Annotated in this window: 12 protein-coding genes and 1 pseudogene; 11 read left to right on the forward strand and 2 right to left on the reverse strand. The window is 42.5% G+C overall.

All coding sequences use genetic code 11. The features are described 5' to 3' along the window. Positions 1 to 11 precede the first annotated feature (11 nt). From tdh to mutL, 7 genes are all read left to right on the forward strand, one after another. On the forward strand, positions 12 to 1,055 hold the full coding sequence (tdh, locus tag GYO_RS31445) for an L-threonine 3-dehydrogenase (protein ID WP_041520959.1): 1,044 nt from the start codon (positions 12 to 14) through the stop codon (positions 1,053 to 1,055). A 12-nt stretch (positions 1,056 to 1,067) separates the two neighbouring features. Beyond that, positions 1,068 to 2,246 (forward strand): glycine C-acetyltransferase, encoded by a 1,179-nt coding sequence (locus tag GYO_RS31450; protein WP_014113842.1) that lies wholly within the window; start codon positions 1,068 to 1,070, stop codon positions 2,244 to 2,246. Between the two features lie 144 nt (positions 2,247 to 2,390). Beyond that, positions 2,391 to 3,920, forward strand: a complete 1,530-nt coding sequence (gene miaB, locus GYO_RS31455) for a tRNA (N6-isopentenyl adenosine(37)-C2)-methylthiotransferase MiaB (protein WP_003221018.1) — start codon at positions 2,391 to 2,393, stop codon at positions 3,918 to 3,920. A 1-nt stretch (position 3,921) separates the two neighbouring features. After that, entirely contained in the window at positions 3,922 to 4,353 is a 432-nt protein-coding gene (gene ricA / locus GYO_RS31460) for a regulatory iron-sulfur-containing complex subunit RicA (RefSeq protein ID WP_003231834.1), read from the forward strand. Between the two features lie 259 nt (positions 4,354 to 4,612). After that, entirely contained in the window at positions 4,613 to 5,158 is a 546-nt protein-coding gene (gene cotE / locus GYO_RS31465; RefSeq protein ID WP_003221022.1) for an outer spore coat protein CotE, read from the forward strand. A 132-nt stretch (positions 5,159 to 5,290) separates the two neighbouring features. After that, positions 5,291 to 7,867, forward strand: coding sequence for a DNA mismatch repair protein MutS (mutS, locus tag GYO_RS31470; protein ID WP_041520961.1), 2,577 nt, complete (start codon positions 5,291 to 5,293; stop codon positions 7,865 to 7,867). A 15-nt stretch (positions 7,868 to 7,882) separates the two neighbouring features. Beyond that, entirely contained in the window at positions 7,883 to 9,769 is a 1,887-nt protein-coding gene (gene mutL, locus GYO_RS31475; RefSeq protein WP_041520962.1) for a DNA mismatch repair endonuclease MutL, read from the forward strand. Between the two features lie 590 nt (positions 9,770 to 10,359). Here mutL and GYO_RS31480 read toward each other — a convergent pair. Both GYO_RS31480 and GYO_RS31490 read right to left on the reverse strand, forming a co-directional pair. Further along, positions 10,360 to 10,794 (reverse strand): regulatory YrvL family protein, encoded by a 435-nt coding sequence (locus tag GYO_RS31480; protein WP_079287761.1) that lies wholly within the window; start codon positions 10,792 to 10,794, stop codon positions 10,360 to 10,362. 155 nt (positions 10,795 to 10,949) lie between these two features. After that, entirely contained in the window at positions 10,950 to 11,507 is a 558-nt protein-coding gene (locus GYO_RS31490; protein WP_014113846.1) for a hypothetical protein, read from the reverse strand. A gap of 119 nt (positions 11,508 to 11,626) precedes the next feature. Between GYO_RS31490 and GYO_RS31495 the strand changes: the two genes are divergently transcribed. The 4 genes and pseudogenes from GYO_RS31495 to fabD all read left to right on the forward strand — a co-directional run bounded on the left by GYO_RS31495 (position 11,627) and on the right by fabD (position 14,359). Continuing rightward, on the forward strand, positions 11,627 to 12,244 hold the full coding sequence (locus tag GYO_RS31495) for a TetR/AcrR family transcriptional regulator (protein WP_014113847.1): 618 nt from the start codon (positions 11,627 to 11,629) through the stop codon (positions 12,242 to 12,244). Positions 12,245 to 12,435: 191 nt separating this feature from the next. Further along, positions 12,436 to 13,113 (forward strand): MBL fold metallo-hydrolase, encoded by a 678-nt coding sequence (locus GYO_RS31500; protein WP_014113848.1) that lies wholly within the window; start codon positions 12,436 to 12,438, stop codon positions 13,111 to 13,113. Positions 13,114 to 13,224: 111 nt separating this feature from the next. Further along, positions 13,225 to 13,496 (forward strand): annotated as a pseudogene (locus GYO_RS31505) (hypothetical protein). After that, positions 13,493 to 14,359, forward strand: coding sequence for an ACP S-malonyltransferase (gene fabD, locus GYO_RS31510; protein WP_014113849.1), 867 nt, complete (start codon positions 13,493 to 13,495; stop codon positions 14,357 to 14,359). Before GYO_RS31505 ends, fabD begins: the two are co-directional and overlap by 4 nt. Positions 14,360 to 14,463 lie beyond the last annotated feature (104 nt).

The following is a 14,463-nucleotide window of genomic DNA, read 5'->3' on the forward strand; positions in this document are numbered from 1 at the left end:
GGGGATTGTACATGCGGAGTGGAAAGATGGAAGCTCTAATGAAAAAGGAGGGGTCGTTCGGTGCTGTACTGACTGAAGTTCCCATTCCTGAGATCGATAAACATGAAGTCCTCATAAAAGTGAAAGCTGCTTCCATATGCGGCACGGATGTGCACATTTATAATTGGGATCAATGGGCACGCCAGAGAATCAAAACTCCCTATGTTTTCGGCCATGAGTTCAGCGGCATTGTTGAAGCTGTAGGAGAGAATGCCGGCAATGTAAAAGTAGGGGAGTATGTGTCTGCTGAAACGCATATTGTCTGCGGTGAATGTGTCCCTTGCGTAACCGGAAAATCTCATGTTTGCATCAATACAGCTATTATTGGGGTGGACACGGCAGGCTGTTTTGCGGAGTATGTGAAAGTCCCCGCTGATAACGTTTGGAAGAATCCCGCCGATATGGACCCGGCGATTGCTTCCATTCAAGAACCTTTAGGAAATGCGGTTCACACAGTACTCGAGAGCCAGCCCGCAGGAGGAACAACTGCAGTCATCGGATGCGGACCGATTGGTCTTATGGCTGTTGCGGTTGCAAAAGCAGCAGGTGCTTCTCAAGTGATAGCGATTGATAAAAATGAATACAGGTTGGCGCTTGCCAAACAAATGGGAGCTACACGTACTGTTTCTATTGAAAAAGAAGATCCGCTCAAAATTGTAAGCGCTTTAACGAATGGGGAAGGAGTGGATCTCGTTTGTGAGATGTCGGGTCATCCCTCAGCGATTGCCCAAGGTCTTACGATGGCTGCGAATGGCGGAAGATTTCATATTCTCAGCTTGCCGGAACATCCGGTGACAATTGATTTAACGAATAAAGTAGTATTTAAAGGACTTACGATTCAAGGAATCACAGGAAGAAAAATGTTTTCGACATGGCGGCAGGTGTCTCAATTGCTCAGCTCAAACGTGCTCGATCTTTCACCTGTTATTACCCATCAGTTTCCGTTAGAGGAGTTTGAGAAAGGATTTGAACTGATGAGAAGCGGCCAGTGCGGAAAAGTGATATTACTTCCATAAAGGGGGATAAAAATGATGAAGGAATTTGAGTTTTTAAAAACAGAGCTTGATAAAATGAAAGAAAACCATACATGGCAAGAGATCAAACAGCTTGAATCAATGCAGGGCCCAGCTGTCACAGTGAATCACAAAAACGTCATTCAGCTTTCTTCTAATAATTACCTCGGTTTTACTTCACACCCAAGACTCATCAAAGCCGCGCAGGAGGCCGTTCAGCAATTTGGGGCAGGCACCGGATCAGTGAGAACGATTGCCGGTACATTTACAATGCATCAAGAGCTTGAGAAAAAGCTGGCAGCCTTTAAAAAAACGGAGGCGGCACTTGTATTCCAATCAGGCTTCACAACAAACCAAGGCGTACTTTCAAGTATTCTTTCAAAAGAGGATATTGTCATCTCAGATGAATTGAACCATGCCTCTATTATTGATGGAATCCGACTGACAAAGGCGGATAAAAAGGTGTATCAGCACGTCGATATGAGTGATTTAGAGAGGGTGCTGAGAAAGTCAATGAATTATCGGATGCGTCTGATTGTGACAGACGGCGTATTTTCCATGGATGGCAACATAGCTCCTTTGCCTGATATTGTAGAACTCGCTGAGAAATATGACGCATTTGTAATGGTGGACGACGCCCATGCATCGGGAGTGCTGGGTGAAAACGGCAGGGGAACGGTGAATCACTTCGGTCTGGACGGCAGAGTCCATATTCAGGTCGGAACGTTAAGCAAGGCAATCGGAGTGCTCGGTGGCTACGCTGCAGGTTCAAAGGTGCTGATCGATTATTTGCGCCATAAAGGCCGTCCGTTTTTATTCAGCACATCCCATCCGCCGGCTGTCACTGCAGCTTGTATGGAAGCGATTGATGTCTTGCTGGAAGAGCCGGAGCATATGGAGCGCTTGTGGGAGAATACGGCCTATTTTAAATCAATGCTTGTGAAAATGGGTCTGACGCTCACGCAGAGTGAGACGCCAATTCTTCCTATTTTAATAGGTGACGAAGGAGTGGCAAAGCAATTTTCTGATCAGCTCCTTTCTCGCGGCGTTTTTGCCCAAAGCATCGTTTTCCCGACTGTAGCAAAGGGAAAAGCCAGAATTCGCACGATTATTACCGCTGAGCACACTAAAGAAGAACTGGATGAGGCGCTTGCCGTCATCGAAAAGACGGCTAAGGAGCTCCAGCTATTGTAAGAGGAAGAGTATACTCTTCCTCTTTTGATTCCTTATTGATTATTATTCTCAATGAGTGTACAATGATAGGTTGCCAGTTGTGCAGAGCTTCAATAACCTTTATACTGAAGGGTGGAAGTTTGGTTTGAAAGGAGAAATCATGACATGAATGAAAAGCAAAAATTAGAGAGCGGACAAGTTAATCCATCGGACAAAAAATCCGAGAAGGATTACAGCAAGTACTTTGAAGCTGTTTATATTCCGCCTTCCTTAAAAGATGCGAAAAAAAGAGGCAAGGAAGCCGTTACTTATCATAATGACTTTAAAATTTCTGAACAATTTAAAGGATTGGGAGACGGAAGAAAGTTCTATATCCGTACGTACGGCTGCCAAATGAATGAACACGATACAGAGGTTATGGCAGGGATCTTTATGGCGCTCGGTTACGAAGCGACAAACTCTGTTGATGATGCCAATGTCATTTTGTTAAACACATGTGCGATCCGTGAAAATGCCGAGAACAAGGTGTTTGGTGAGCTGGGGCACTTAAAAGCGCTGAAAAAAAACAATCCCGATCTGATTTTAGGAGTGTGCGGCTGTATGTCCCAAGAGGAATCAGTCGTGAACCGGATTTTGAAAAAGCATCCGTTTGTCGATATGATTTTCGGAACGCATAACATCCATCGCCTGCCAGAGCTTTTGTCAGAAGCATACCTTTCAAAAGAAATGGTCATAGAAGTTTGGTCCAAGGAAGGGGACGTTATTGAAAACCTTCCGAAAGTCCGGAACGGAAAAATTAAGGGCTGGGTCAATATCATGTACGGCTGTGACAAATTCTGTACGTATTGCATTGTGCCTTACACACGCGGAAAAGAAAGAAGCCGCCGCCCTGAAGAGATCATTCAGGAAGTGAGAAGGCTCGCAAGTGAAGGCTACAAGGAAATTACACTATTAGGTCAAAACGTAAACGCGTACGGAAAAGACTTTGAAGATATGACGTACGGCCTCGGTGATTTGATGGATGAGTTGAGAAAAATCGATATCCCGAGAATCCGTTTTACAACGAGTCATCCGCGTGACTTTGACGACCGTCTCATTGAAGTGCTGGCAAAAGGCGGAAACCTGCTTGATCACATTCATCTTCCGGTTCAATCAGGAAGCTCAGAGGTTCTGAAGCTGATGGCCCGCAAATATGACAGAGAGCGTTACATGGAGCTCGTGCGAAAAATTAAGGCAGCAATGCCGAACGCATCTTTGACAACGGACATTATCGTCGGATTCCCGAACGAAACGGACGAACAGTTTGAAGAAACGCTTTCTCTATACCGTGAAGTAGAGTTTGACAGCGCCTATACGTTCATTTACTCTCCGCGTGAGGGCACTCCGGCTGCCAAAATGAAGGATAATGTACCGATGCGCGTGAAAAAAGAACGTCTGCAGCGTCTGAACGCACTGGTGAATGAAATTTCTGCTAAAAAAATGAAGGAATACGAAGGCAAGGTTGTCGAAGTATTAGTTGAAGGTGAAAGCAAAAATAATCCTGATATTCTTGCCGGCTACACTGAAAAAAGCAAGCTTGTCAATTTCAAAGGGCCGAAGGAAGCCATCGGCAAAATCGTCCGCGTGAAAATCCAGCAAGCGAAAACATGGTCGCTTGACGGAGAAATGGTAGGAGAAGCAATCGAGGTGAAATAAGATGACGCTCTACTCAAAAAAAGACATTGTGCAGCAGGCACGAAACCTTGCAAAAATGATCTCTGAAACAGAAGAGGTTGATTTTTTCAAACGGGCTGAGGCGCAAATCAATGAGAATGACAAAGTGTCTACAATTGTTAATCAGATTAAAGCCCTGCAAAAGCAAGCTGTCAATCTGAAGCATTATGAAAAGCATGAAGCGCTCAAACAAGTAGAAGCAAAAATTGACGCGCTGCAAGAAGAGCTTGAAGAGATTCCTGTCATCCAGGAATTCAGAGACTCGCAGATGGAGGTAAATGACCTTCTGCAGCTCGTTGCACACACCATTTCCAATCAAGTCACAAATGAAATCATCACGTCAACCGGAGGCGACCTGCTGAAAGGGGAAACCGGTTCGAAGGTGAAACATTCAAATAACAGCTGTTCTCTCTAAACACGGTGCCTTTACTGGCCCGTGTTTTTTTTATTCAAGCGGCTAAAAATGAACTAAATAATCTATGTACCAAATGTTTAATTTGTTTTTCTCTGCTCAGCCGCGAGTAAACTTTATCGCACTTAAAAGTAAAGTTTCTAGGCACGCCTGCATACAATGGAACAGAAACTTTGTATTTTTATATTTTATTTATAAAAATGCACACTAGACAAATGCCCAGCATAAGATAACACGAAGAAGAACAAGGAGGCATGCCGGAATGTCTGAATACAGGGAAATTATTACGAAGGCGGTAGTAGCGAAAGGCAGAAAATTCACCCAATGCACCAATACCATCTCCCCTGAGAAAAAACCGAGCAGCATTTTGGGTGGTTGGATCATTAACCACAAGTATGACGCTGAAAAAATCGGAAAAACAGTAGAAATTGAAGGGTATTATGATATAAACGTATGGTACTCTTACGCGGACAACACAAAAACAGAGGTTGTCACAGAACGGGTGAAATACGTAGATGTCATTAAACTCAGATACAGAGACAACAATTACTTAGATGATGAACATGAAGTAATTGCGAAAGTCCTTCAGCAGCCTAACTGTCTAGAAGTGACCATTTCACCGAATGGAAATAAAATTGTTGTGCAGGCAGAAAGGGAGTTTTTGGCGGAAGTGGTAGGAGAAACAAAGGTAGTGGTTGAGGTCAATCCTGATTGGGAAGAGGAAGACGAAGAAGATTGGGAAGATGAGCTTGATGAAGAGCTGGAAGACATCAACCCGGAATTTTTAGTGGGAGATCCTGAAGAATAAAAAAGGGACTAGGGGAGACAGTACCCCCAAGTCTCTTTTTTATATTGATATATCATTCTTTTATCACCTTTTGTTTATGTTATAATGAAGGTTGGAAAATAGAAACGTTGATACATAGTGAGGGATAAAACAATGGCCGGTTATACGCCTATGATACAGCAATATTTAAAAATAAAGGCAGAGCACCAGGATGCCTTTTTATTTTTTCGCCTTGGTGATTTTTACGAAATGTTTTTTGAGGACGCCAAAAAAGCGTCACAAGAGCTGGAAATTACGTTAACAAGCAGAGACGGCGGTGCGGCTGAAAAAATACCGATGTGCGGTGTGCCGTATCATTCTGCTTCCGCGTATATCGAGCAGCTGATTAAAAAAGGGTATAAAGTGGCTATCTGTGAACAGACGGAAGATCCGAAAGCCGCAAAGGGCGTTGTGAAACGAGAAGTGGTTCAGCTTATTACACCCGGAACTGTAATGGACGGCAAAGGCATCCATGAATCAGAAAACAACTTTATCGCGTCTGTTTCCGTCTGCTCGAATGGATACGGGCTGGCGCTGTCTGATTTAACAACGGGAGAAAATTTGGCTGTTTTGATTGAACGGCTCGAAGATGTCATATCAGAAATTTATTCAGTCGGCGCACGGGAAATCGTCGTTTCAGGCAGCTTGGATGCCGATACGGTCGCACAGCTGAAAGAGCGGTGCGGTGCAACGATCTCAATTGAAGATGGTGAAACAGACGAACACGTAATGATCATTGAGCATTTAGATAATGAAGATGTAACAAAAACATTTTTGCGCTTGTATACGTATCTGAAAAGAACCCAAAAGCGCAGTCTTGATCATCTTCAGCCCGTACAGGTGTATGAGCTTGAGGAAGCGATGAAAATTGATTTGTACTCAAAGCGAAATCTGGAGCTGACTGAAACGATCCGTTCGAAAAATAAAAAAGGTTCCCTTTTGTGGCTGCTGGATGAAACAAAAACTGCAATGGGAGGCCGGCTGCTTAAACAGTGGATTGACCGGCCGCTTATCAGAGTCAATCAAATCGAAGAGCGCCAAGAAATGGTGGAAACATTGATGTCCCATTTCTTCGAACGGGAAGACCTGCGTGAACGGTTAAAAGAAGTATATGACCTAGAACGTCTTGCAGGCCGTGTTGCATTTGGAAATGTCAATGCACGGGATTTAATTCAACTGAAGGAATCGTTAAAGCAAGTGCCTGGCATTAAACAGCTGGTTGTTTCACTGGCTCATGACAAGGCCAAGGAACGTGCCGAACGGATTGATCCTTGCGGGGATGTGCTTGAATTGCTGGAAGAAGCGCTGTACGCAAACCCTCCTTTATCGTTAAAAGAAGGGAACCTGATTAAAGACGGATACAATCAAAAGCTTGATGAATACCGTGACGCAAGCAGAAACGGAAAAGACTGGATTGCCCGCTTGGAACAGCAGGAGCGCGAATATACGGGCATTCGCTCTTTAAAGGTCGGCTTCAATAAAGTTTTCGGTTATTATATTGAAGTGACAAGAGCGAATTTGCATTTGCTTGAGGAAGGGCGATATGAGCGGAAGCAAACGTTAACGAATGCAGAGCGCTACATTACACCTGAATTAAAAGAAAAAGAAGCGCTTATTTTAGAAGCGGAAAATAACATCTGTGAACTGGAGTATGAGCTGTTTACCGAGCTGCGCGAGAAAGTGAAGCAGTATATTCCGCGGCTGCAGCAGCTTGCCAAACAGATGAGCGAGCTGGACGCACTGCAATGCTTTGCGACAATCAGTGAAAATCGTCACTACACGAAACCGGAGTTCTCTAAAGATGAAGTCGAAGTGGTAGAAGGCAGACACCCGGTTGTTGAAAAAGTCATGGACAGCCAGGAATACGTCCCGAACAATTGTATGATGGGCGATAACAGACAAATGCTTCTCATTACCGGTCCAAACATGTCAGGGAAGAGCACGTATATGAGACAAATTGCGCTCATTTCCATCATGGCGCAAATCGGCTGCTTTGTACCTGCGAAAAAAGCGGTGCTTCCGATTTTTGATCAAATTTTTACGCGAATCGGCGCTGCGGATGATTTGATTTCCGGACAAAGTACATTTATGGTGGAAATGCTTGAAGCTAAAAATGCGATTGTAAATGCGACGAAAAACAGTCTGATTTTGTTTGACGAAATCGGGCGGGGAACGTCCACTTATGACGGCATGGCGCTGGCACAAGCCATTATCGAATATGTTCACGATCATATCGGCGCCAAGACGCTGTTCAGCACGCACTATCACGAGCTGACTGTGCTTGAGGACAAGCTGCCGCAGCTGAAAAACGTTCATGTTCGCGCTGAAGAATATAACGGAACGGTTGTCTTTCTTCATCAAATTAAAGAAGGGGCCGCTGACAAAAGCTATGGTATCCATGTAGCCCAGCTTGCTGAATTGCCGGAAGATCTTATTTCGCGCGCTCAAGATATTTTAAAAGAGCTTGAGCATTCAGGGAACAAACCGGAAGTGCCGATGCAGAAACCTCAGGTGAAAGAAGAGCCGGCACAGCTGTCCTTTTTTGCCGAAGCGGAAAAGCGGGTGGAAGCGCCAAAGCTTTCAAAAAAAGAAAAGCAAGTGCTCGATGCTTTCAAATCACTTAATATATTGGATATGACACCGCTTGAAGCGATGAATGAAATGTATAAGCTGCAAAAGAAATTACATTAAAACGGGGTGATGAATGTGGCAAAAGTCATCCAGCTGTCAGATGAGCTTTCAAATAAAATAGCGGCAGGCGAGGTTGTGGAGCGGCCCGCCTCAGTCGTCAAAGAGTTGGTGGAAAATGCGATTGACGCTGACAGCACAGTCATTGAAATCGATATTGAGGAAGCAGGCCTTGCATCCATTCGGGTACTGGATAACGGCGAAGGAATGGAAAATGAAGATTGCAAGCGTGCTTTCCGCCGCCACGCAACGAGTAAAATAAAAGATGAAAATGATTTATTCAGGGTGAGAACGCTTGGTTTTAGGGGAGAGGCACTGCCGAGTATCGCGTCAGTCTCTCATCTAGAGATTACGACAAGCACCGGTGAAGGAGCAGGGACGAAGCTCGTACTCCAAGGAGGAAACATGATTTCTGAATCGCGTTCCTCAAGCAGAAAGGGAACTGAAATTGTCGTTTCCAATCTGTTTTTTAACACACCGGCCCGTTTGAAATATATGAAAACCGTTCATACAGAGCTTGGGAACATTACAGATGTGGTCAACCGTATTGCTCTGGCCCATCCGGAGGTATCAATCCGCCTGCGCCATCATGGGAAAAATCTTCTTCAAACGAACGGAAACGGAGATGTGCGCCATGTCCTGGCGGCGATTTACGGCACGGCTGTCGCCAAAAAAATGCTTCCGCTGCATGTGAGCTCATTGGATTTTGAAGTCAAGGGATATATCGCCCTCCCAGAGATTACACGGGCGTCGAGAAACTATATGTCGTCTGTCATCAATGGCCGTTATATTAAAAATTTCCCGCTCGTCAAAGCGGTGCATGAGGGATATCATACGCTTCTGCCGATTGGACGCCATCCAATAACCTTTATAGAAATTACGATGGACCCGATTTTAGTTGATGTCAACGTGCACCCATCGAAGCTTGAGGTCCGTCTCAGCAAGGAAACAGAGCTTCATGACTTAATTCGTGACGGAATAAAAGATGTATTTAAACAGCAGCAGCTGATTCCAAGTGCCCAGCTCCCGAAAAAATCGGCACCTGCCATCAAAAATGAGCAGCAGTTCATAACCTTTGATGAAAAGCCTGCGGAAAGAAAAGTACCGGAAAAAGCGCCTGCGCCATCTTATTCACCAATGAAGCTCAGCTCAGTCGTGAAAGAGCGGGTTAATACGGAGGAAGAATTGCCCTCTGCTCAATTTGATACTCCACCTAGCTTTGATCAGGAACATAGGATTGAAGTGCCTGATGTTTCAGAAGATCAGCCTGTGGCTTTTGAGCAGGAACACCATCAAGAAGAACATCCTGAGCCAACGTCTGAGCGGGTTCCGATTATGTACCCGATCGGCCAGATGCATGGGACTTATATATTGGCACAAAACGAAAACGGCCTGTATATTATCGACCAGCACGCCGCCCAAGAGCGTATTAAGTACGAATATTTCCGCGAAAAGGTGGGAGAGGTTGAGCCTGAGGTGCAGGATATGATCGTGCCGCTGACGTTCCACTACTCCACGAACGAGGCGCTGATTATTGAACAGCACAAACAAGAACTGGAAAGCGTCGGTGTCTTTTTAGAGTCATTCGGCTCTAACAGCTATATCGTCCGCTGCCACCCGGCCTGGTTTCCAAAGGGAGAAGAAGCTGAGCTGATAGAAGAAATCATTCAGCAGGTGCTCGACTCCAAACATATTGATATTAAAAAACTGCGCGAGGAAGCGGCGATTATGATGAGCTGCAAGGGCTCCATCAAAGCAAACCGCCACCTTAGAAACGACGAAATCAAAGCGCTTCTGGACGACCTCCGAAGCACATCAGACCCATTTACATGCCCGCACGGCCGTCCGATCATCATTCACCATTCCACTTATGAGATGGAAAAGATGTTCAAACGCGTGATGTAGCGGGATTGGGCGAAGAGGAAAATTTAGCATTGAGACATTCTTTGAATGGATCAATGCTTTTTTTGTACTGATTTGAAGTAATCAATTAAAAGAAACTATTGTAAACGTGTGAACAGTGTTAATGCATAATAGTTCATGGATACATTCCTCTGCATAACAAAATTGTAATTTACAAGTAATTGAAATTAATGTATATTTTGGGCAAGGGGGTGGGAACATGGCATGTGGTCCAAATATGATTATCGTTTTGAATGAACTCGATGATCCGAATGTAAGAATAATTGTAGAATGCAGAATTTAAATTAAATCATTGTGGTTTGCTTCCTGTTCATGTGAACAGGGAGTTTTATTTTGAATTATGAAAGGAAAATACTTGTTTTTATCCGCTTTTATAACTGGTAATGTCAAAATAAAAGGAGTTGTGGAATTGTACTTTGTTTTCTGCCATATCTATCATTATCGATTCTATGATTCCACTCATCATTTTACATTTTATTGTAGACTATCTTCCAAATTAGACGATGAGAATGATATAAAAGCAAAAAACACTTAAATTATCACAGGCAATTTTAAGCTGCTTCCCCATTAGGCTAGTCATCAAATGCAAGTTCAATGAAAGCCATCAAAGCTGATATCACAACAAGCAAGACATCTGGAATATATATAGACTGCATATAGTAATCTGCAAAACAGATCGTTATGAAATTGCTCACAAAGTACAGTATAAAAGCAAAAAGTGCAGTTTTTTTCAATGAAAGTGATCTTGCCAAAATCATAGAGATAATCTTTGTAAGCGGGTCTATGATCAAGCCGACAGCAAAACAGACTAAAATAAATAAAACTAATGTTTGATTTGAATCATATGTGACGCCCAGTATAGAGAATAATCCTTTGATCCCAAAGAAATAGCCGCCGAAGATTACTACAAGTGCAATAGCAACGATAAAAGTGATAGAGACAATTTCGATTAATTTTGATCTTAGGTTAAAATCTTTAGAGTGTTCGTTCTGTTCTTTTTGGCTCAAGTATAACACTCCCTTCACCTGCTTACTCATACAAACAGTTACTCTTGAATTAGCCCAAAATATCTATAAGTCTGTTTTCTAATGAAAATAGTATAACATATTTTGACAAAACCAAAAAAGGTCCTTTCCGCTGGGGAAGGACCTTTTTCATCATGTTAACTCCTGAGATTCGCCGAAGCTTTCTTTTTTTTTGGCCAAATAAAATAGCTGGCAGTAATGAGAAAGTCAATGCCTATGATGACAGTCCACAGTTTAAGAATGCCGCTCAATGCCTCGGTTCGGGCGGAATCATTAATAAAATAGATCATCCCTGCTAATAGTCCTGCACCAATTAGGTAGGCCAGCACATGTCTTATCCAGCCTTTCGCATAGTGCTTGGCATGATCCATTCCAAAACGTTTCAGCGGTTTTACGCCTTTTTTTGTTACATAATATTGAAATTTTTCATCTGCCCATTGAATCATTTGTTTCCCATAGGCGATCGATATCCCGATGTAAACAGCAGCAATCCCGTGGGCAGCAGTCGCTGAGGCTCCGCGGTAAAGGTCCACACCAGTTGCCGCTAATAAGATCAAATCGATAACTGGAGTTAAGGCAAGGAATAGCAGTCCTAATGTATGCTGTTTGAATAGGTAGCGTACAGCAAGCCCTAAAACAATCACAACCCAAAACGCAATTTCACAGAAGACAATCATCCATGCGATACCGTTCAATCCATTCCCCTCTTTTCAATACAGTTGTATTATTTAAATAATATGTTACCATCTTTGTTTTTGCAATACAACTGTATTATAAAATTGCTCTCTTATTTTTTTCTTGTTACAATAAAGCTATGCCAAAACAAATTGACCATGAGAAAAGAAGAAAAGAAATTGCAGAAGCAACGTGGCGGGTGATTTTAGAACGGGGGATGGAGGGAGCCTCAGCCAGGAACATTGCAAAGGAAGCAGGATTGTCATTAGGTGCGCTGCGCCATTATTTTTCTACTCAGGATGAACTGCTTGTTTTTGCAATGAAACTCGTTCAAGAAAAGGTGATGGCCCGAATTAAGGACATTACAATGAGGAATGTGCCCCCTAAGGAAAAAGTGTTACATATTTTGCTTGAAATTGTCCCAACGAATGAAGAAACGGTAAGAGAGATGGAGGTGTGGTTTGCTTTTACGGTTTACGCCAGACATAAAAAGGATATGTTTGATGCGAATCATGACGGAATTTACAGCGGCATGCGGAATCTGATTGCCTATTTAGATGAATTCGATTTACTGAGGCAGGATGCTGATAAAGATATTGAAGCTGAGAGACTTTACGCGCTTATTGATGGCTTGGCTTTACATGCGATGCTTGATCCTGTGAGAGTGAATAAAGACAGGATCAAACGTGTCATTATGCAGCATGTAGAATCAATTTGCGTGAAAGAAACAAATGAGACAGAAGAAAGAAATCCCTAAGATATAGTGCGAAAAAGCTATTCTCGTTGGACATGTTTCCAGAAGAATAGCTTTTTTATATGCAGAAGGAACAAGGGTCTCTGAAAAAAATGGAAAACAATCATGCTGTTTGGTAAAGTGGAATGAAAGACGACTGAGGGTTGAACAGTTTGCCCATCATTTAAGAACTTTACATGATAGGAATGGTGTAAATGAATCTTACGTATAAGGTACATCCAATTAAAACTAGGTATCAGGGCTGGACGAATTATTGCTATATCATTGAAGATATTGTAAGCAGATCTGCAATTGTTGTTGACCCCTCATGGGAACTGAGTAAAATAACAACTAAACTTTCCGAGCTGGAAGTTGAATTAACAGCAATCGCATTGACACACTCTCATTATGATCACGTTAACCTGGTAGAGCCGCTGACGAAGATGTTTAACGTTCAAGTTTATATGTCGAAAAAAGAAATTGATTATTATCAATTCAGCTGCCGAAATTTAATTGGCTTGCATGATCATCAGACGATCAGCATAGGCAACACAAGAGCGCAATGCCTTCTCACACCGGGGCATACAGCCGGCGGAATGTGTTATTTGTTTTCTGAAAGTATGTTTACCGGAGATACGGTATTTACAGAAGGGTGCGGCATATGTGAGGATGATGGAAGTTCTGCAGAAGAGATGTTCAGAAGCATTCAAAGGATTAAGTCGGAGGTTTCTCCCTATGTACGGGTTTATCCTGGTCACTCATTTGGCAAAACACCCGGCCATACGATAGAGGATCTTTTTCAGTATAATATTTACTTTCAAATTGATAAAAAAGAATACTTTGTGAAATTTCGCACTCGTAAAAACCAAAAAGGTATTTTTGATTTTAAATAAGCCTTCTGAATCTATTATCCTATTTTCCTTCGAATATCTAAATGATTGGTCATTTTTAAAATGATTATATAGAACGATTTTATTTATTTCGAACAAGGCTCAGGAGATAAGATAAAGCGTATTCTCATCATATCCGCGCCCTATACGTGATACAGGTCATTTTTCTTATGTTCTGCTATAACCCCTGATCCTTTATGCCTCAATTGAAAAAATCAGGAAAACAATCGAGTAAACTGTAGGAAAAATTAACTTGACGGATAATATTTACAGAGGTTACCATCAACATGAACATGCTACTATTTATCCGGTCATCACTATTTTTTATAAAATGATACAGAAGTGAAACACATCTACTAATCGGAAAGGTGGCTTTGAGAGAATGATCACATATGTTTTTCCGGGCCAGGGTTCACAGAAACAGGGAATGGGCAGCGATCTATTTGATGAATTTAAAGAACTGACGGCTCAGGCAGATGAGATCTTAGGATATTCAATCAAACGTCTTTGCATGGAAAATCCTTATTCCAATTTAAACAAAACGCAATTTACCCAGCCGGCATTATATGTGGTAAACGCATTAAGCTATCTGAAAAAAATCAGGGAAGCAGAAGCTAAGCCTGACTTTGTCGCCGGGCACAGCTTGGGTGAGTACAATGCGTTATTTGCAGCTGGAGCCTTTGATTTTGAGACAGGTTTAAAGCTTGTCAGAAAAAGAGGCGAGCTGATGAGTATGGTGAGCAACGGCGGTATGGCCGCTATTATGGGATTAAATGAAGAGCAGGTTGCAAAGGCTCTGAAAGAATATCATTTACACGATGTTGATATCGCCAATGTGAACGCCCCATATCAAATTGTGATTTCAGGAAAAAAAGATGAGATTGAAAAAGCCGCATCTCTTTTTGAAACGATGACTGAAGTTACAATGGTACTCCCCTTAAACGTAAGCGGCGCGTTTCATTCCAGATACATGAATAAAGCAAAAGAAGAATTCGAACAGTTCCTTCAAACCTTTCATTTTTCACCTCTGTCTATCCCGGTTATTTCGAATGTGTATGCCAAACCGTATACATACGAATTAATGAAGCAAACGCTGGCTGATCAAATCAATCATTCAGTGAAATGGACTGAGAGCATAAGCTACTTAATGAAAAAAGGCCAAATGGAGTTTGAGGAAATAGGACCTGGAAATGTTTTAACAGGGTTAATTCATCGCATAAAAAAAGATGCGGAGCCAATGCCCCGCTAAAACGAATTGTTCCTGAGACCCATGCACCGTATGAACAGGCTAAGGACAGATTTTCTTTTATTAAGGTATAAAGTTTTGGAGATGTAATCGTTCTAAAGACACTG

Source organism: Bacillus spizizenii TU-B-10 (assembly GCF_000227465.1).
Classification (GTDB): domain Bacteria; phylum Bacillota; class Bacilli; order Bacillales; family Bacillaceae; genus Bacillus; species Bacillus spizizenii.

Excerpts from the sequence above, each read along its gene's own strand:
- tdh (WP_041520959.1), top strand. The coding sequence starts at position 12 with ATGCGGAGTGGAAAGATGGAAGCTCTAATGAAAAAGGAGGGGTCGTTC.
- GYO_RS31450 (WP_014113842.1), top strand. The coding sequence starts at position 1,068 with ATGATGAAGGAATTTGAGTTTTTAAAAACAGAGCTTGATAAAATGAAA.
- miaB (WP_003221018.1), top strand. The coding sequence starts at position 2,391 with ATGAATGAAAAGCAAAAATTAGAGAGCGGACAAGTTAATCCATCGGAC.
- ricA (WP_003231834.1), top strand. The coding sequence starts at position 3,922 with ATGACGCTCTACTCAAAAAAAGACATTGTGCAGCAGGCACGAAACCTT.
- cotE (WP_003221022.1), top strand. The coding sequence starts at position 4,613 with ATGTCTGAATACAGGGAAATTATTACGAAGGCGGTAGTAGCGAAAGGC.
- mutS (WP_041520961.1), top strand. The coding sequence starts at position 5,291 with ATGGCCGGTTATACGCCTATGATACAGCAATATTTAAAAATAAAGGCA.
- GYO_RS31495 (WP_014113847.1), top strand. The coding sequence starts at position 11,627 with ATGCCAAAACAAATTGACCATGAGAAAAGAAGAAAAGAAATTGCAGAA.
- GYO_RS31500 (WP_014113848.1), top strand. The coding sequence starts at position 12,436 with ATGAATCTTACGTATAAGGTACATCCAATTAAAACTAGGTATCAGGGC.
- fabD (WP_014113849.1), top strand. The coding sequence starts at position 13,493 with ATGATCACATATGTTTTTCCGGGCCAGGGTTCACAGAAACAGGGAATG.